The sequence below is a fragment of the Pseudomonas sp. genome (assembly GCF_050739775.1).
In the GTDB taxonomy this organism is placed as follows: domain Bacteria; phylum Pseudomonadota; class Gammaproteobacteria; order Pseudomonadales; family Pseudomonadaceae; genus Aquipseudomonas.
Map to the genome: position 1 here is coordinate 15,132 of NZ_JBOICA010000054.1, position 17,557 is coordinate 32,688.

General features: G+C 58.8%; 16 protein-coding genes and 1 tRNA gene. 16 read left to right on the forward strand and 1 reads right to left on the reverse strand.

What is annotated here, in order from left to right; genetic code table 11:
* The first annotated feature begins 35 nt into the window (after positions 1–35).
* The 9 genes from ACRESH_RS21885 (at position 36) to ppk2 (ending at position 7,816) form a co-directional block, all read left to right on the forward strand.
* On the forward strand, positions 36–1,763 hold the full coding sequence (locus tag ACRESH_RS21885) for a tetratricopeptide repeat protein (RefSeq protein ID WP_431743939.1): 1,728 nt from the start codon (positions 36–38) through the stop codon (positions 1,761–1,763).
* A gap of 4 nt (positions 1,764–1,767) precedes the next feature.
* The gene (gene lolB, locus ACRESH_RS21890) at positions 1,768–2,385 is read left to right on the forward strand and encodes a lipoprotein insertase outer membrane protein LolB (RefSeq protein ID WP_431743940.1); all 618 of its coding nucleotides are present in this window, start codon (positions 1,768–1,770) and stop codon (positions 2,383–2,385) included.
* Between the two features lies 1 nt (position 2,386).
* Complete coding sequence (ispE, locus tag ACRESH_RS21895; protein ID WP_431743941.1) at positions 2,387–3,232, forward strand: 4-(cytidine 5'-diphospho)-2-C-methyl-D-erythritol kinase; 846 nt, start codon at positions 2,387–2,389, stop codon at positions 3,230–3,232.
* 34 nt (positions 3,233–3,266) lie between these two features.
* Positions 3,267–3,341, forward strand: a tRNA-Gln gene (locus ACRESH_RS21900).
* 47 nt (positions 3,342–3,388) lie between these two features.
* Positions 3,389–4,330: a ribose-phosphate pyrophosphokinase gene (locus ACRESH_RS21905; RefSeq protein ID WP_028944092.1), complete on the forward strand. Its 942-nt coding sequence runs from the start codon at positions 3,389–3,391 to the stop codon at positions 4,328–4,330.
* A 138-nt stretch (positions 4,331–4,468) separates the two neighbouring features.
* Complete coding sequence (locus tag ACRESH_RS21910) at positions 4,469–5,068, forward strand: 50S ribosomal protein L25/general stress protein Ctc (protein WP_431743942.1); 600 nt, start codon at positions 4,469–4,471, stop codon at positions 5,066–5,068.
* A 77-nt stretch (positions 5,069–5,145) separates the two neighbouring features.
* Positions 5,146–5,730 (forward strand): aminoacyl-tRNA hydrolase, encoded by a 585-nt coding sequence (gene pth, locus ACRESH_RS21915; protein WP_431743943.1) that lies wholly within the window; start codon positions 5,146–5,148, stop codon positions 5,728–5,730.
* Between the two features lie 21 nt (positions 5,731–5,751).
* Complete coding sequence (gene ychF / locus ACRESH_RS21920) at positions 5,752–6,852, forward strand: redox-regulated ATPase YchF (RefSeq protein ID WP_431743944.1); 1,101 nt, start codon at positions 5,752–5,754, stop codon at positions 6,850–6,852.
* Between the two features lie 154 nt (positions 6,853–7,006).
* Entirely contained in the window at positions 7,007–7,816 is an 810-nt protein-coding gene (ppk2, locus tag ACRESH_RS21925) for a polyphosphate kinase 2 (RefSeq protein ID WP_431743945.1), read from the forward strand.
* Positions 7,817–7,819: 3 nt separating this feature from the next.
* Here the strand turns inward: ppk2 and ACRESH_RS21930 are convergent, their stop codons facing one another.
* Entirely contained in the window at positions 7,820–8,977 is a 1,158-nt protein-coding gene (locus ACRESH_RS21930; protein ID WP_431743946.1) for an MFS transporter, read from the reverse strand.
* A gap of 465 nt (positions 8,978–9,442) precedes the next feature.
* Here ACRESH_RS21930 and ACRESH_RS21935 point away from each other — a divergent pair, with 465 nt between their 5' ends.
* From ACRESH_RS21935 to ACRESH_RS21965, 7 genes are all read left to right on the forward strand, one after another.
* Positions 9,443–10,675, forward strand: a complete 1,233-nt coding sequence (locus ACRESH_RS21935) for an MFS transporter (RefSeq protein ID WP_431743947.1) — start codon at positions 9,443–9,445, stop codon at positions 10,673–10,675.
* A 98-nt stretch (positions 10,676–10,773) separates the two neighbouring features.
* Positions 10,774–11,688, forward strand: a complete 915-nt coding sequence (locus ACRESH_RS21940; protein ID WP_431743953.1) for an LLM class oxidoreductase — start codon at positions 10,774–10,776, stop codon at positions 11,686–11,688.
* Positions 11,689–11,860: 172 nt separating this feature from the next.
* A complete protein-coding gene (locus tag ACRESH_RS21945; RefSeq protein WP_431743948.1) occupies positions 11,861–12,781 on the forward strand; it encodes a LysR family transcriptional regulator in 921 nt (306 codons plus the stop codon).
* A gap of 394 nt (positions 12,782–13,175) precedes the next feature.
* Complete coding sequence (locus ACRESH_RS21950; RefSeq protein WP_431743949.1) at positions 13,176–14,432, forward strand: FAD-dependent monooxygenase; 1,257 nt, start codon at positions 13,176–13,178, stop codon at positions 14,430–14,432.
* Between the two features lie 57 nt (positions 14,433–14,489).
* Positions 14,490–15,092: a chorismate--pyruvate lyase family protein gene (locus ACRESH_RS21955; protein WP_431743950.1), complete on the forward strand. Its 603-nt coding sequence runs from the start codon at positions 14,490–14,492 to the stop codon at positions 15,090–15,092.
* A gap of 44 nt (positions 15,093–15,136) precedes the next feature.
* A complete protein-coding gene (locus ACRESH_RS21960; protein ID WP_431743951.1) occupies positions 15,137–16,567 on the forward strand; it encodes a class II 3-deoxy-7-phosphoheptulonate synthase in 1,431 nt (476 codons plus the stop codon).
* Positions 16,568–16,616: 49 nt separating this feature from the next.
* Positions 16,617–17,453: an FAD-dependent monooxygenase gene (locus tag ACRESH_RS21965; protein ID WP_431743952.1), complete on the forward strand. Its 837-nt coding sequence runs from the start codon at positions 16,617–16,619 to the stop codon at positions 17,451–17,453.
* Positions 17,454–17,557: the final 104 nt, after the last annotated feature.

Here is a 17,557-nt window from a genome sequence, read left to right on the forward strand (position 1 = left end):
GATCCGACCGCTGGTAAGCCGCCCAATTCCTCATTATGAATAGATCCTACGCGTTGTTCCTTGCCTTTGCCCTGCTCCAGGGCTGTCAGACCCTGGCCCCCGATTCAACGGATACCCAGGCGCCTGCCCTTGATGCCGCAAAAAAGCAGGCGGACAAGCCTGTGGTCTATGGATCGTTCACCCAGGAAACCGTATACAACCTGTTGAGCGCGGAACTGGCCGGCCAGCGCAATCGCTTCGACATCGCCCTGGACAACTATGTCAGTGAAGCGATCAAGACTCAGGATGCCGGCATTTCCGAACGCGCTTACCGCATTGCCGAATACCTGGGCGCCGATCAGTCCGCCCTCGATACCGCACTGATCTGGGCGAAAAACGACCCGGACAATCTCGATGCCCAACGTGCCGCTGCCATCCAGCTGGCACGCGGTGGCCGTTACGATGACTCCATGGCCTATATGGAGAAAGTGCTCCAGGGCAAAGGCGACACCCATTTCGACTTCCTCGCCCTGTCGGCCGCCGAAACCGACCAGGACACCCGCGACGGCCTGCAGAAGAGCTTCGATCGTCTGCTGCAGAAATACCCGGACAACGGTCAGTTGGTGTTCGGCAAAGCCCTGCTCCTGCAACAGGACGGCAACGCCAACGCGGCACTGTCTCTGCTTGAAGAGCATCCACCCGAGGAAGGCGAGATCGCCCCGGTGCTGCTGCGCGCGCGCCTGCTGCAAAGCGTGGGCCGTGGCGAAGAAGCCCTGCCCCTGCTGCAGAAAACCATCCGCCAGTACCCGGACGACAAGCGTCTGCGCCTGACCTACGCCCGCACACTGGTGGAACAGGATCGCCTGGACGACGCCAAGGTCGAGTTTTCCAGCCTGGTCGAACAGTACCCGGATGACGACGAGCTGCGTTACTCCCTGACCCTCATCTGCCTGGAAACCAAGAACTGGGACGAAGCCTCCGGCTACCTGGAAGAGCTGATCGAACGTGGCAGCCACGTCGACTCGGCGCACCTGAACCTGGGCCGTATCCATGAAGAACGCAACCAGCCGCAAGCGGCCCTGGACGAATATGCCCAGGTAGGCCCAGGTAACGATTACCTGCCGGCACAACTGCGCCAGGCCGATATCCTCGTTGCCAATGGCCGTAGCAGCGAAGCCACGCGGCGTTTGGCGCTGGCCCGCGAGACCCAGCCCGACTACGCCATCCAGCTGTACCTGATCGAAGCCGAGGCCCTGGGCAACAACGACAAGGATGCCCAGGCCCTGCAGGTACTGGAGCAGGCCCTGAAGCAGTACCCCGACGACAACAACCTGCTGTACACCCGTGCCATGCTGGCCGAAAAACGCAACGACCTGGCCCAGATGGAAAAGGACCTGCGTAGCATCATCGCCCGTGAGCCGGAAAACGCCATGGCCCTCAACGCCCTGGGCTACACCCTGGCCGACCGCACCACGCGCTATGCCGAAGCCAAGACACTGATCGACAAGGCTCACCAGATCAACCCGGACGACCCCGCCGTGCTCGACAGTCTGGGCTGGGTCAACTACCGGATGGGCAATCTCGACGAAGCCGAGCGCCTGCTGCGCCAGGCCCTGGAGCGCTTCCCCGACCACGAAGTCGCCGCGCACCTGGGCGAAGTGCTGTGGGCCAACGGCAAGCGCCGCGAAGCACGCCAGATCTGGGCCAAGGCCATCGAAGCCCAACCCGACAGCCCTATCCTGCGCAAGACGGTCTTGCGCCTGACCGGATCCGAGACTCTTTAAGCCTATGTTTTTGCGCCACTGCATTACCTTCAGTCTGATCGCCCTGCTCGCCGGCTGCGCCGGCTTCGGCTCCCGTGAAGCCCTCCAGGGCCAGGGCAGCCCGCAATTATGGCGCGAGCACAAACACCAGCTGAGCACTCTGGACGGCTGGCAGATCAACGGCAAGGTGGGAATACGCGCGCCCAAAGACTCCGGCAGCGGCACCCTGTTCTGGCTGCAACGCCAGGATTACTACGATATTCGCCTGTCCGGCCCGCTGGGTCGTGGCGCCGCCCGCCTGACCGGGCGCCCGGGTGGTGTAGTACTCGAAGTTGCCAACCAGGGCCGCTTCGAAGCGAAAAACCCGGAAGCCCTGCTCGAAGAACAGCTTGGCTGGGAACTGCCGGTATCACACCTGGTCTGGTGGGTGCGCGGCCTGCCCGCACCGGACAGCAAGAGCCAACTGACCCTGGACCGCGACAGCCGCCTGGCCAACCTCAAGCAGGATGGCTGGGACGTGCAGTACCTGAGCTATACCGAACAGAACGGCTACTGGTTGCCCGAGCGCCTCAAGCTTCACGGTCAAAATATCGACGTGACCCTGGTGGTCAAGGACTGGCAGCCGCGCCAGCTGGGGCACTGACATGACCCAACTGACCCTGCCGGCGCCAGCCAAGCTCAACCTGATGCTGCACATTCTTGGTCGCCGTGCCGATGGCTACCACCTGCTGGAAACGCTCTTCCAGTTTCTCGACTACGGCGATGAGCTGTCTTTCGCCGTGCGCGAAGACGGCGAAATCCGCCTTCACAGCGACATCGAAGGCGTTCCCCATGACAGTAACCTGATCGTCAAGGCCGCACGTAAACTACAGGCACTGACCGGCTGCACCCAAGGCGCCGATATCTGGCTGAAGAAAATCCTGCCCATGGGTGGCGGCATCGGCGGCGGCAGCTCGGATGCCGCAACCACCCTGCTCGGTCTCACCCACCTGTGGCAGCTCGATTGCAGCGAAGACCAGCTGGCTGAACTGGGCCTGAGCCTGGGCGCCGACGTACCGGTGTTCGTCCGTGGCCATGCGGCATTTGCCGAAGGCGTCGGCGAGATCCTCACCCCCGCAGACCCTGAAGAACCCTGGTATGTCGTATTGGTTCCGCAAGTATTTGTTAGTACAGCAGAAATTTTTTCACATCCACAGTTGACACGTGATTCTTTGCCCCTTAAGATGCGCCCCGTTCCCAAGGGAAACAGTCGAAATGACTGCCAACCGGTAGTAGAGCAGAGTTACCCAGAAGTACGTAACTCACTGAGTTTGCTAAGAAAATTCACTGACGCTAGACTAACCGGGACTGGAAGTTGTGTGTTTGGGGCCTTCCCAAGCAAAGCTGAAGCTGATAAAGTTTTGGCCCTTCTTGCAGATACCCAAACAGGGTTTGTAGCAAAGGGAAGCAACGTTTCGATGTTGCACCGCAAGCTGCAAAGTCTGCTCTAGGAATCGAGTATCAGGTACTCGCAGCTACAGATACAGGGGCGTCGCCAAGCGGTAAGGCAGCAGGTTTTGATCCTGCCATGCGTTGGTTCGAATCCAGCCGCCCCTGCCATTTTCCTATACTCATCCAGGTATACCCTCAGCCTTCAGGTACTGCGCGTGTCCAAGATGATGGTCTTTACGGGGAACGCCAACCCCGATCTGGCTCGGCGTGTCGTACGTCAGCTGCATATCCCATTGGGTGATGTTTCTGTCGGTAAATTCTCCGACGGCGAAATCAGCACTGAGATTAATGAAAATGTTCGCGGTAAGGACGTTTTCATCATTCAGCCGACTTGCGCGCCAACCAACGATAATCTGATGGAACTGGTAGTGATGGCCGATGCCTTCCGCCGCTCCTCAGCGTCCCGAATCACTGCCGTGATTCCTTACTTCGGATATGCCCGCCAGGATCGCCGTCCGCGTTCGGCGCGTGTAGCTATCAGCGCCAAAGTCGTCGCTGACATGCTCACCGTCGTAGGTATCGACCGTGTTCTCACTGTCGACCTGCACGCTGACCAGATCCAGGGTTTCTTCGATATTCCGGTAGATAACATCTACGGCTCCCCCGTTCTGGTGGATGACATCGAAGACCAGCGTTTCGAGAATCTCATGATCGTGTCCCCGGACATCGGCGGCGTCGTGCGTGCACGTGCTGTTGCCAAGTCCCTGGGTGTCGATCTGGGTATCATCGACAAACGCCGTGAAAAGGCTAATCACTCCGAAGTGATGCATATCATCGGCGACGTCGAAGGACGTACCTGTATTCTCGTCGACGACATGGTCGATACCGCCGGCACCCTGTGCCACGCGGCCAAGGCCCTGAAAGAACACGGCGCTGCCAAGGTTTACGCCTACTGCACGCACCCTGTCCTGTCGGGTCGGGCGATCGAGAATATCGAGAACTCCGTGCTGGACGAACTGGTGGTCACCAATACCATCCCGTTGTCCGCTGCTGCACAAGCCTGTGCGCGTATCCGTCAACTGGATATTGCACCGGTTGTTGCCGAAGCGGTTCGCCGCATCAGCAATGAAGAATCGATCAGCGCGATGTTCCGCTGAGGGCTTTTCCCTCGCGAACCTCTCGTTGACGAAAAGCGCCCCGCCCCAACACCTGTTGTTGGGGCGGGGCTTTTTTGCCCACCCCGTTTGGCGCTGGTCGCAAACGCCTGCGGGAGATGGCTATTTTGGAGATACAAAATGACTGATTTCATCCTGAACGCCCAAGCGCGTACCGACCTGGGGAAAGGTGCGAGCCGCCGCCTGCGTCGTCTCGCCGCCCAAGTTCCTGCCGTTGTTTACGGTGGCGACAAAGAGCCTGCATCGATCACCATGCTGGCTAAAGAAGTTGCCAAGCTGTTCGAAAACGAAGCTGCTTTCAGCCACGTTATCGAGCTGAACATCGACGGCAAGAAAGAAAACGTCGTTGTTAAAGCCATGCAGCGTCACCCAGCCAAGCAGTTCATCATGCACGCTGACTTCGTCCGCGTTGTTGCTGGCAAGAAACTGACCGCTATCGTTCCTGTGCACTTCATCAACGAAGAAGCGCCGGTCAAGAAAGGCGGCGAAATCTCCCACGTTGTGGCCGAAATCGAAGTTTCCTGCGAAGCCAAAGACCTGCCTGAGTTCATCGAAGTAGACCTGGCCAACGCCGAAGTCGGCACCATCGTTCACCTGTCGGACCTCAAAGCGCCGAAAGGTGTCGAGTTCGTCGCTCTGGCTCACGGTAACGACCTGGCTGTTGCCAACGTTCACGCTCCGCGTGTTGCGCCTGAAGCTGCAGAAGGCGCTGCCGAGTAATCTACTCAGCACGCCGGCGTTGATCGGGTTACAGTGCCCCGCACTGTAACCCCCAACTCCAAGGAAGAGCCCCTGACGTGACCGCCATCCAACTGATCGTCGGCCTGGGAAACCCTGGCCCCGAATACGAACAGACCCGGCATAACGCAGGGGCTCTTTTCGTAGAACGCATTGCCAGCGCCCAGCGCGTCAACCTGACCGCTGAGCGCAAGTATTTCGGCCTGACGGCTAAATTCAGCCATCAGGGCAAAGACGTTCGTCTGTTGATTCCGACCACCTACATGAACCGCAGCGGCCAGGCCGTTGCTGCACTGGCGAACTTTTTCCGCATTGCGCCAGATGCCATCCTGGTGGCCCACGACGAACTCGACCTGCCTCCCGGCGTCGCCAAGCTCAAGAAAGGCGGCGGCCATGGTGGGCATAACGGCCTGCGCGACATCATTGCGCAGCTCGGCAACAACAACGACTTTCACCGTCTGCGGCTTGGCATTGGCCACCCGGGTGACAGCAGCAAGGTCTCCGGCTTTGTCCTGGGCAAGGCGCCGCGCGCCGAGCAGGAAAAGCTGGACGCCAGTATCGATTTTGCCCTCGGCGTGCTGCCGGACATCCTCGCCGGCGACTGGACGCGTGCGATGAGAGAGCTGCACAGCCAGAAGGCCTGACTCTTTGAAGAGGGATTTACCATGGGTTTCAATTGCGGCATCGTCGGTCTGCCCAACGTCGGCAAGTCCACCCTGTTCAACGCCTTGACCAAATCCGGCATCGCGGCAGAGAACTTCCCCTTCTGCACCATTGAGCCGAACAGCGGCATCGTACCGATGCCCGATGCGCGCCTGGATGCGCTGGCGGCCATCGTCAAGCCGAACCGCGTGCTGCCGACCACCATGGAATTCGTCGACATCGCCGGCCTGGTAGCCGGCGCCTCGAAAGGTGAAGGCCTGGGCAACAAGTTCCTGGCCAACATCCGCGAAACCGATGCCATCGCCCACGTGGTGCGCTGCTTCGAAGACGAGAACGTGATTCACGTCTCCAACAGCGTCGACCCCAAGCGCGACATCGAGATCATCGAGCTGGAACTGATCTTCGCCGACCTCGACAGCTGCGAGAAGCAGCTGCAGAAGGTTGCGCGTAACGCCAAGGGCGGTGACAAGGACGCGCTGGCGCAGAAAGCCATCCTCGAAAAGCTGATCCCGCACTTCACCGAAGGCAAGCCTGCGCGCAGCCTGATGAAGCACATGGCGGATGACGAGAAGGCACTGATCCGCGGTTTCCACCTGCTGACCAGCAAGCCGGTGATGTACATCGCCAACGTTGCCGAAGATGGCTTCGAAAACAACCCGCACCTGGACGTGGTCCGCGCCATCGCCGAAGAAGAAGGCGCTGTCGTGGTACCGGTGTGCAACAAGATCGAAGCGGAGATCGCCGAGCTCGACGAAGGCGAAGAGAAAGACATGTTCCTCGAGGCCCTGGGCCTCGAAGAGCCTGGCCTGAACCGCGTGATCCGTGCCGGTTACGGCCTGCTCAACCTGCAGACCTACTTCACCGCCGGTGTTCAGGAAGTCCGTGCCTGGACCGTACGCGTCGGCGCCACCGCCCCTCAGGCGGCAGGCGTGATCCACACCGACTTCGAGAAAGGCTTCATCCGTGCTGAAGTAGTCGCCTATGACGACTTCATCCAGTACAAGGGTGAAGGCGGCGCAAAAGAAGCCGGTAAATGGCGCCTGGAAGGCAAGGACTACATCGTCAAGGACGGTGACGTGATGCACTTCCGCTTCAACGTCTAAGCCGCCTCCGGGTCCTTATGGACCCTGATGAACACAAAACCCCTTGAGGATATCGGTCTCAAGGGGTTTTTCTTTTCCATTGCGCCGCGTCAGGCCCTCCTGGTACAGCCCTGTCTATACTCAGAACCACTTTTACTGACGAGGTATTCGGCGCATGGCTAAAAAGAAGGAAAAGGCACGTAGCGCAGAGCGTCTACCCCGCAAGGACTACGAACAGGAACTCAAAGCCCTGCACGTCGAACTGGTCAAGCTGCAACAGTGGGTGACGGCCAAGGGCTTGAAAGTTTGCATCGTTTTCGAAGGCCGTGACGGCGCCGGCAAAGGCGGCACCATCAAGGCCATCACCGAGCGAGTCAGCCCACGGGTGTTCCGCGTTGTCGCGCTGCCGGCACCGACTGAGCGGGAAAAGAGCCAGATGTATGCCCAGCGCTACATCCAGCATATGCCGGCGGCGGGCGAAGTAGTGATCTTCGACCGCAGCTGGTACAACCGCGCTGGCGTCGAACGGGTAATGGGCTTCTGCTCCGACGAGCAGGCGAAAAAGTTCCTCAGTGTGGTACCGCATTTCGAGAAGATGCTGGTCGAGTCCGGCATCATCCTCATCAAGTATTGGCTGGAGGTCAGTGCCGAAGAGCAGCAGCGGCGCCTGGAAGAACGCATCACCGATGGCCGCAAGATCTGGAAGCTATCCCCGATGGACCTGAAGTCATTCAGCCGCTGGGACGACTACACGCGCGCTCGCGATGAGATGTTTGCCGCCTCCGACTCCTCCTGGGCTCCTTGGTACATGGCCCACTCCGAAGACAAGCGGCGAGTCCGCCTGAACATCATCAACCACTTGCTTGGGCAAGTCCCCTACGAGGACATCACCCAGGAACAGAAGATCAAGTTGCCCAAGCGTGGCAAGATCGGCCTCTACAAGAGTAGCCACTACCCATCGCGGATAATTCCCGAACGTTTCTGAGGCTTAACCCGCCACTGCAAGGCGCCTGGCCTTACGATGGGCACTGCGGGCAAAGCAAACGAACAACGCAGCCATGATTGCCAGCGCCATCGGCAGACCATGGGGTGCGACATCCATGGCTGCACCGCTGAGCAAAGGCCCGACCAGGCTGCCCACGCCCCACAACAGCCCGACACTGGCATTGGCGGTAACCAGGTCCTGCCCCTTGAACTGCTGGCCGATCAGCACCAGCGCCAGGGTATACACCCCACCGGCAACCGCCCCCAGCAGTACCAGCGCCGGCCACAGCAGCCACTGCACCTGCAACAACCAGGGTAAGGCCAGGCCGATCAGCATCGCCAGCACACCGCAGACCAGATGCACCATGGTCCGCTCGCTGCGGTCAGCCAACCAGCCCAGGGGCAGCTGGAACAGCATGTCGCCGGTGAGGATCACCGTTACCATCAAGGCCGCCACACCCACGGCAAAGCCGTGACTTGAGGCATACACCGGCATCAGCGAGAGAATCACCGCATCGAAGAAAGAGAAAAACAGCACGCCCATGCACAGCGCCGGCGCCACGCGAAAGAAGCCCGCCAGGGAGAAGCTCTTGTCACCCTCCTCGCCATGCTCGACGTGATCGTTGGGCACCGTCAGTACAATACACACCAGTGCCAGGCCATAGCAGGCGGTGACCACCGCAGTCACCCAAATGCTCTGTGCACCAACCAGCGCCAGCATCGCCGGGCCGAGCATCTGAAAACCGGTGAAGGCGGTTGCGTACAGCGCCATGACCTTGCCGCGGTTGTGCTCCTCGCTCAGCTCATTGACCCAGGACTCACCAAGAATGATCGCGATGCCCATGCCGATGCCCAGCCCCAGACGCAACAACCCAAGCAGGTAGATTGAAGAGAAAGCCCACTCAAGCAAGCCGATGCTCAAGGTACACAGCCCGAAGCACAACAGATAGATAGTCCGCCGGGTCAGGTGCCGGCAGCAGGCATCGACCATGAACGCCGAGAGCATCATCCCCGCCGCCGGAATGGCCGAGACGATACCGATCTGCAAGGTACTGGCGCCCGCCTCGAGCAGACGCAAGGACACCAGCGGCAAGCTCGCCCCCAGACTGAAGCCAACCACCGACACGGCGAACAACAGGCCCGCCAGAAAACACTTGTTCATTACAACTCCACCCACTGGCGCAAGAACGAAGTCGTCCTGGGCCAGCTCATACATGACCTTAAAGAGTTCAGGTGCAGGCAAGCTCGACCACGGCAGTGCCGGGCGTGCTTCTACCTCGTTAGTGGGTGAACGCGGGCGGGGAGAATGTAAAGGCGAACAATACGCTGCGCCGACGCTTGAGTACCGTGTCACACGGCCAGTTGCACCGCGCGGCCTGGGCGGCGGGTGTTGGCATCACGTAACAACTGCAAGAGCGGCCCATGCATCAGCAACCGTCAGAAAGGGAGGCGCACTCTAGGTGATGCACGCGGCACACGTCAATGAGCAGAAGAATATTTGCAAAGGAGGTTGGGGCGAATCGCTTATTAGGGAATTTGATTCAACTATCGGAGGAAAATATACCCAAGATAGGAAAAAAAATCTTTTATAGCCTATGGGGATTCTTCGTCCGCCGGATTCCAGTCCATGACTCAAGCATTGAATCATCCTCAGACCACTACCCAAGGTGGTAGTGGCTTCTCCATCGCCCTTCTGGCGGTGGCAGCGTTCGTCATCGTGACAACCGAGTTTTTGATTATCGGATTGCTGCCAGCTCTGGTCCGTGATCTGCACATTTCAATCCCGGTTGCTGGCCAACTGGTCACGCTCTTCGCGTTCACGGTCATGCTATTCGGTCCGCCCTTGACTGCGGCACTCTCTCATATCGAACGCAAGCGGCTGTTTATCTTCATCATGTTGGTGTTTGCAGCGTCCAACGCCCTAGCCGCACTGGCCCCCAACATCTGGATACTCAGCCTGGCCCGCTTCATACCTGCCCTGCTGCTGCCGGTGTTCTGGGGAACGGCAAGTGAAACCGCAAGCCAACTGGTGGGCCCCGAACGTGCGGGGCGTGCCGTGTCTCAAGTCTACCTGGGGATTGCTGCCGCCACCTTGTTCGGCATTCCGCTTGGTACTGTCGCCGCCAACCTGATTGGCTGGCGTGGGGCATTCTGGGGGCTGGCCATACTGTCGTTGGCTATGACCGTACTGCTGGCGGTATTCATGCCCAGACTGGCGCGCCCGCAACGTACTGGCATCCTCAAACAACTGAGCATCCTCGGCGACCGCCGTTTTGTCGCCAATGTGATCCTCTCGGTTGTGGTGTTTACCGCGATGTTCACTGCCTATACCTATCTGGCAGACCTGCTGGAACGCCTGGCGGGTATCGAGCCCGTAGCTGTCGGTTGGTGGCTGATGGGCTTTGGTGCAATCGGACTGCTCGGCAACTGGCTTGGTGGCCATTTCGTCGATCGCAATCCACTGGCCGCGACCGCAGTCTTCGTGCTGATACTGGGTGTCGGCATGGCCATCACCATCCCGCTGGCAAGTTCCTACCTCTGGCTCGCTGTTACATTGACGGTATGGGGCATCGCCTATACCGCCCTGTATCCGGTTTGCCAAGTTCGTGTCATGAAGGCAGCCACCCACGCTCAGGCACTGGCAGGTACGCTGAACGTCTCAGCGGCCAATGCCGGTATCGGCCTTGGCGCGATCATTGGCGGCTACAGCATCGAGCTCGGCGGGCTCGCCAGCATTGGCTATGTCGCGGCGGGCATTGCCTTGCTTGCGCTACTGATGGCCCTTGCCATGGGCCGGAGCAAACAAGTGCCATTGACACCTCGCAGCACTATCAAGCCACAGCGGACGTTCAGCCAATGACCGATCTTGTTCAGCGCCCTGCCGCTCAACCAACAGCGTTCGGACCTGCTGCTGGAGACCGGCGTAGCGAATTGACACAGCACAGTGCCTTCTCTCGCGTGTTTCAGCCCGGGAAGCTGACATTCGGTTTGATTGCACCGCTCGAAGCTTATCCCCACAGCTACAAACCTGCGTTGATGCAACACGCCGAGTTGGTTCGGCAAGCCGAAGCCCAGGGATTCTGCGCAATCTGGCTGCGCGATGTGCCCTTCTACGACCCTGGTTTCGGGGACGTCGCGCAGGTCTACGATCCGATGGTCTATGCCGGCTGGCTAGCCGCGCATACCCGGACAATCGCCATCGGCACCGCCGGGGTCATTCTCACCTTGCGTGATCCGGTGATCGTTGCCAAGCAGGCCGCCAGCATCGACCAGTTGCTTGGCGGACGTTTTCTGCTGGGCCTTTCCACCGGAGACCGGCCTGCCGAGTACCCGGTGTTCTCGGCCGACTACGAGCAACGTGCTGAACGCTACCGGGATGGCTTCGAATTGCTGCAAACCGTGTTGAAGGAGAACTTCCCGGTGCACAAATCGCGGTTTCATGGCCGACTCGACGGTTCTCTGGATCTGATCCCCAAGCCCGTCGGACCACGAATGCCTCTGTTGGCTATTGGCCGATGCAGCCAGGACATCAGTTGGCTGGCGCGCAATACCGATGGCTGGCTCTGGCACCAGGGTGACTTCCGTCTGATACCCAAGATTATCGAGCACTGGAGAGCTGAAATCGGCGATGCCCAGGTGTTCAAACCCTATGGCTACGGGGCATTCTTCGACCTCGACAAAGACCCTGATGCACCCTTGCAGCATGAGCGCGGCATGCGTGGCGGGCGCCATGCACTGCTTGAGCTCTGGAAGCAGCAAGAGTCACAAGGGGTGTCTCATGTCGCGCTGAATTTCAGAACCCTGCGTCGACCCGCCCAGGAGGTGATGGATGAATTGGCAGAGTACATACTTCCGCACTTCCCCTTGAATTAAAGCAACCTTGCCGGGCAGCGTTGCAATGCTGCCTGGCACCACAGCAACCCGTTTATCTTCCGACCTCAAGCAACCGCCATCATCGTGCGACTGGAGCTGCTGACCATTCCACGAGATGATGCCCCCCGCAACACATCGACGAGCCAAGGCACCATCAGTTCAAGGATCGACAATGAGGCTTACAGAGCACCTGAAAGGTATCGAAGTTTTTGTATCAGCGGCAGATTCTGGCAGTTTCACAGCCGCCGCCGCTCAGCTCAATCTGACAACATCCGCTGTCAGCAAAGGTGTCGCACGCCTGGAAGCACGACTGGGAACACGCTTGTTCGAACGCACCACACGCAGTCTCCACCTGACCGACACTGGCGATGCATTCTACCGTACCTGCACCCGGATCCTGGCCGAACTCGAAGAGGCCGAGACCGTGCTGGCCGCCGAACGTAAAGAGCCTGCGGGACGCTTGCGGGTCGACGTCCCCGTCACCTTCGGTCGACAACATGTGTTGCCGCTCCTGCTCAATTTCACCGAACACAATCCACGGCTGCGCCTGCATACCTCGTTCACTGATCGCTTCGTCGATATCATTGAAGAAGGTATCGATCTGGCCGTGCGAATCGGCAGCATTGATCAACTCTCCAACCTGCTCGCACACCTGCCTATTGGCCAGGAGCGCCTGATCTTCTGCGCAGCACCGCAATACTTGCGCCAACGCGCTCCGATCATCAACAACCTCGACCTCGATCAACATGAGTGCGTGATGTATGGACGGGCTGACGGCAGCGTCAGCCCCTGGCATTTTGCCGGGCCCGACCGTCAGATAGAGCGTCGGACCATGAACGGAAGAATCATCGTCGGGAGTGGCGAAGCGCAGGTTCAAGCGGTCAAAGGTGGCTATGGCATTTCACAACTGGCCACGTGGATGATCAGAGATGAACTACAACGTGGTGAACTGGTGGAGATCCTCCCTGAGCTTTCTACTGCCGGGTTACCCGTCAGTCTGGTCTGGCCACGCAGTCGTCAACTCCTGCCAAAAGTCGACGCCTTGTCGAGGTTCCTCGCCCGCCACCTGACGGTTATATTCGAAGATCACTAATATAAACTCCCTGCCGCATTCGATTGCGGCTTTTTCTGACTACTCAGTTTCGTACATACTGTAGCGCCTCCGCGCTACAACAAAACCCCGTAACTTTGGCCAGCGCTTAAGCAGCAAACTCCGGCCCCTCTCCCCGCCTTCGTTACTACTCTCCTACGTCCCGCGCAATGCATATTCCAATAGTGAACGGTTATTTCACCGGCTTTTATCGCCGGTGCAACTATTAGGTAGCACTACGGTAAAAACGCTGTCATCGTGGAATTTAATTCAATAATCACTAGAAAAATATGCCCGAATCAGTCAATTGATTCCACAGATACCCGCATGCTAGGATCCAAACTTCCTGAACACGCCAACTTCTTAGTACTTCTACAAGCAGACTAGAATTTAAATCATGAATGGAATCATCATTATTGGCGCCGGTATCGCCGGTTTAACCCTGGCACTTTCCCTGCACGCAAAAGGTTTGAGTGCTCGGGTAATCGAGGCGGCTCCTAGCCTGCAGCCTCTCGGGGTCGGCATTAATATACAGCCCTATGCCACTCGAGTACTTTCTGAACTTGGACTACTTGAAGAGTTGCAACGCCAGGCCATTACTACCAAAGAAATGGTGTTCTTCAATCGCTATGGCCAGCGTATCTACTCGCTGCCACTCGGGCTTAACGCCGAGCATGACTATCCACAGCTCTCCATCCATCGTGGTGTGCTGCAAAATACCCTGCTCGAGGCTGCATATGAGCGCCTGGGCCCTGACTTTCTAATCACCGGCCACTCGCTCCTTTCAGCATCCCAGGACCAGCATTCGGTCAAGGCCCGGTTACGCGACAACAGCGCTCATGGCGTAGAACGGGAGATCGTCTGCGATGCGCTGATCGGTGCCGACGGGGTGAACTCAAGTGTCTACCGTGCCTTGTATCCCGAGGGCCCACGCATTACCCCGACCGGCGTCCACATGTGGCGTGGGGTTAGCGTGGCGCCCAAGTTCCTGAGCGGAGCCAGCATGGTACGTGTCGGTGTTCCAGAGCACGGAAAACTGGTCATCTACCCTATTCGCGACAACGTCAACGCCCAGGGCGATCAACTGATCAACTGGGTTGCAGAACTGGATACCCGTTTGTTTGAAAGCCTCCCTGGCTTCTGCGTCAAAAGTACCTCCGATTTCGCCCAGTTCTTCGCCTCACGAGCGTTCGACTGGCTCGACATCCCGCAGTTGCTCAAGCAAACCTCACAACCGATCATCCAGATGCCAATGGCGGACCGCGACCCCTTGCCACAATGGCGTTCAGGTCGAGTGACACTGATCGGAGATGCTGCACACCCCATGGTTCCAGTGGGCTCGAACGGGGCCGGACAGGCGATTCTCGATGCCTGTTGCCTGGCTCGGAATCTGGCACAGACCTCCAGCATCGAAGAGGCATTTGCCAATTACGAGGATGCCCGGCGGCAACACACCTCTGCGATCGTACTCGGTGATCGCCAGGACCTGCCTGACCAGCTCATCACAGAGGTCGACACCAGGAGCAAGGGAATGCCATTCACTTCGCTCGACTCGCTAATGAGTGTTCAAGAGGCACATCGCCTGGCCATTCCGGATTATCACAGTGTGTTGCCCTCAACCAGCGCATCGCCTCGTGTGGTTACTCTCGCCTGATCTGTAACTGCACCACGAACACTTAACAAACGAGCTTCATCTACAGGGATGTGTGAGATGACCATCAGCCACCTGCATTCTCGCTGGTCGCACCAGCCTGCAACATCGCTCACCCCGTGTGAACAGTATTGGTTGTTCGCCCCGGGCTCCTTGACCCGTAAATTGAAAGGTCTCGGCAGCTATTCGATCGAGTTGATCAGCCAGTACGAAACGCAAGCCTGCGCCGATGACGCCAACGCACTAAGCATTGCACCGCAGACCCCCATCTGGATTCGTGAAGTACTGATGCGTGTCGACGGTCAACCGTGTGTTACAGCCAGAAGCATTGCCCCAAGCAGCGCACTGCAAAATGACTGGGCCGTGCTGTCGAACTATGGCAGCAGCCCGCTGGGCAATATTCTCTATCAGGACCCGGCGATCACCCGGCACCCCTTCGAGTGGGCCTCACTGGCATCAGAAGATCCACTCAGTGCACTTTCATACCCATTCAGATCGGGGAAACGTCTGCTTGCCAGGCGCTCTCGATTCATTCGCCTGCGTTCATCGCTGGTCATCAGTGAATGCTTCCTGCCGGCATTCTGGGCCGCCTGTGCACGCTCCGGGGATGAACACACTGACGTCGAAAGTAGCGCCGAAGCGCTTCATCTGCAGCACTCATGAACCTGTGAACTTTCTTCCACTCCCTACGCTTCAGGGGCTATCTCATGGTTTCTCTGCAACTTCAAGAAGACATCGTCGACCTGCGTTCTCCCTGCACTCGCGCTCGCCCTTTGGCGCTATCGGGCTTTCAACCAACTGACTGGACACCTTCCTCCTGGCAGCAGCGGGTGGCCCTGCAACAGCCTTGTTACAACGACGCTGAGGCACTGACCCAGACCGTCAGCGAACTCGCCCAGCAGCCGACACTGGTCACGGCACATGAAGTTGTCCAGCTCAAACAGGCACTGGCTGAGGCACAGGAGGGGAGGTCCTTTCTGCTGCAAGGCGGCGATTGCGCGGAACGTTTTTCCGAGTGCACCACTTCAATCATTACCGGCCGCTTGCAACTGCTGCTGCAAATGGGACTTATCCTGATGCACGGGCTGCAACAACCGGTTATTCGCGTAGGACGCTTTGCCGGCCAGTATGCCAAGCCGCGCTCGGCGGATAGCGAGTCGCGCAACGGTGTCACGCTGCCGGTCTTTCGCGGAGATATCGTCAACCGCCCAGAATTCAACGAAGCCGCGCGACGCCCAGATCCGCGTCGTTTGCTAGAGGCCCATGCGCGCTCGGCACTGACCATGAACATGACCAGAGCCCTGGCAGAAAACGGCCTGGCCCATGTCTATCGACCTTCGGGCTGGGACCTTGACTGGCTCGTCCATTCCCCGCTTGAAAGCGAACACAGGCGCCTGATTGGCTCGATCAGCGAGTCACTGCAGTTTATCCGCTCACTGGGCGAAGCAGGCGCCGGCAACGAGGTCAGCAGCGCCTTTCATACCTCCCATGAGGCGCTGCTCCTGCATTACGAAGAGGCCCAGACACGTTACGTACCGGGCCACGGTAGCTGGTTCAACCTGTCCACTCACTTCCCCTGGATCGGGGTGCGCACTGCTGCACTGGACGGCGCGCATGTCGAGTACCTCAGGGGTATCAGCAACCCGGTGGCGGTCAAGGTCGGTCCATCGACCAATGCCGATGAACTGTTGCGATTGATCGATACGCTCAACCCCCATAACGAGCCGGGGCGCTTGACCCTTATCACTCGCATGGGCCACCCGCACATCGCCCAGGCATTGCCCCCCCTGTTGCGCGCAGTCAGTCGTGAGGGACGGCGTGCGCTGTGGATCTGTGACCCGATGCATGGCAACACGGAAAATCTGGCCAGCGGATACAAGACGCGCCGATTCGACAACATTCTCAGTGAACTTGATCAGGCCTTCGATATTCACGCCGCTCACGGAACCCGCCTGGGTGGCGTTCACCTGGAGATCAGTGGTGAGGATGTAACCGAATGCCTGGGAGGTGCTCGCGCCTTGAACGAAGAGCAGTTGAGTCGCAACTACAAAACCTGCGTTGACCCGCGCCTGAACCGTGAGCAGTCACTGGAGTTGGCACTCATGGTTGTGCACAAGGCCCAGCGCTGCGCGGCTTGAGAAACGACAACAAGCCCTGACCGGCGCAGCATGCCAATGGAGTTGGATCATGATTGAAACCGAAGTATTGATTGTTGGAAGTGGCCCGGCCGGTGCCAGCGCGGCGCTCTTTCTGAGTCGCTATGGCATCAGCACCACCGTTGTCACCAAATATCGATGGCTCGCCGATACGCCACGTGCACACATCATGAACCAGCGAACGATGGAGATTCTGCAGGACGCCGGCGTGGCGCAGGAAGCAATGCGCGACGCGGTGCCCAATCATCTGATTGGCAACAGTATCCTGTGCGAATCGCTGGTCGGCCGGGAAATCGGCCGAATCAAGTCGTGGGGGGCCGCGCCTGAGCGGTTGTCCGAATACCGCCTGAACAGCCCTTTCGAGATCTGTGATATTCCGCAGAACTACCTCGAACCGATCTTGATTGCCAATGCGGCCAAGGACGGTGCACAGATCAAATTCTCAACCGAGTTCCTGTCCCTGACCCAGGATGATCAGGGCGTGACCGCGCAAGTCAGGGACCGGATCAGCGGTAACCAGTACCCTATCCGGGCCAAATACCTGATTGGTGCCGACGGTGGCCGGAGCCGCGTGGCCTCTGCTATTGACTTGCCGATGCAGGGCGAAATGGGCCTCGCAGGCAGCGTCAATATCCTGTTCAAGGCCGACCTGAGCTCGTATGTTGCCCACCGCCCCAGCGCACTGTTCTGGATGCTCAACCCTGAAGCACGAATCGGTGGCCTGGGAGTGGGCTTGTTGCGCATGGTCAGGCCGTGGAATGAATGGCTGTGTGTCTGGAGCTATGACATTTCGCAGCCGGCCCCACAGTTGGGCGAACAGGACGCAGTCGAGATCATCCACAAGATACTAGTGTTCTGTCTCAGATAAAACATTCTCTACGGGCGTACCCGCCATGACCTCTCGGGCACGCTGGATCTTGCGCAAAATGTCTTCACCTTTCGCGCTCCAGACGTACCGGCAGGGCTGAGCGT

What these genes read in the sequence shown, in the direction of transcription:
- ACRESH_RS21885 (WP_431743939.1), top strand. Translation starts at nt 36, where the DNA reads ATGAATAGATCCTACGCGTTGTTCCTTGCCTTTGCCCTGCTCCAGGGC.
- lolB (WP_431743940.1), top strand. Translation starts at nt 1,768, where the DNA reads ATGTTTTTGCGCCACTGCATTACCTTCAGTCTGATCGCCCTGCTCGCC.
- ispE (WP_431743941.1), top strand. Translation starts at nt 2,387, where the DNA reads ATGACCCAACTGACCCTGCCGGCGCCAGCCAAGCTCAACCTGATGCTG.
- ACRESH_RS21910 (WP_431743942.1), top strand. Translation starts at nt 4,469, where the DNA reads ATGACTGATTTCATCCTGAACGCCCAAGCGCGTACCGACCTGGGGAAA.
- ychF (WP_431743944.1), top strand. Translation starts at nt 5,752, where the DNA reads ATGGGTTTCAATTGCGGCATCGTCGGTCTGCCCAACGTCGGCAAGTCC.
- ppk2 (WP_431743945.1), top strand. Translation starts at nt 7,007, where the DNA reads ATGGCTAAAAAGAAGGAAAAGGCACGTAGCGCAGAGCGTCTACCCCGC.
- ACRESH_RS21930 (WP_431743946.1), bottom strand. Translation starts at nt 8,977, where the DNA reads ATGAACAAGTGTTTTCTGGCGGGCCTGTTGTTCGCCGTGTCGGTGGTT.
- ACRESH_RS21935 (WP_431743947.1), top strand. Translation starts at nt 9,443, where the DNA reads ATGACTCAAGCATTGAATCATCCTCAGACCACTACCCAAGGTGGTAGT.
- ACRESH_RS21945 (WP_431743948.1), top strand. Translation starts at nt 11,861, where the DNA reads ATGAGGCTTACAGAGCACCTGAAAGGTATCGAAGTTTTTGTATCAGCG.
- ACRESH_RS21950 (WP_431743949.1), top strand. Translation starts at nt 13,176, where the DNA reads ATGAATGGAATCATCATTATTGGCGCCGGTATCGCCGGTTTAACCCTG.
- ACRESH_RS21955 (WP_431743950.1), top strand. Translation starts at nt 14,490, where the DNA reads ATGACCATCAGCCACCTGCATTCTCGCTGGTCGCACCAGCCTGCAACA.
- ACRESH_RS21960 (WP_431743951.1), top strand. Translation starts at nt 15,137, where the DNA reads ATGGTTTCTCTGCAACTTCAAGAAGACATCGTCGACCTGCGTTCTCCC.
- ACRESH_RS21965 (WP_431743952.1), top strand. Translation starts at nt 16,617, where the DNA reads ATGATTGAAACCGAAGTATTGATTGTTGGAAGTGGCCCGGCCGGTGCC.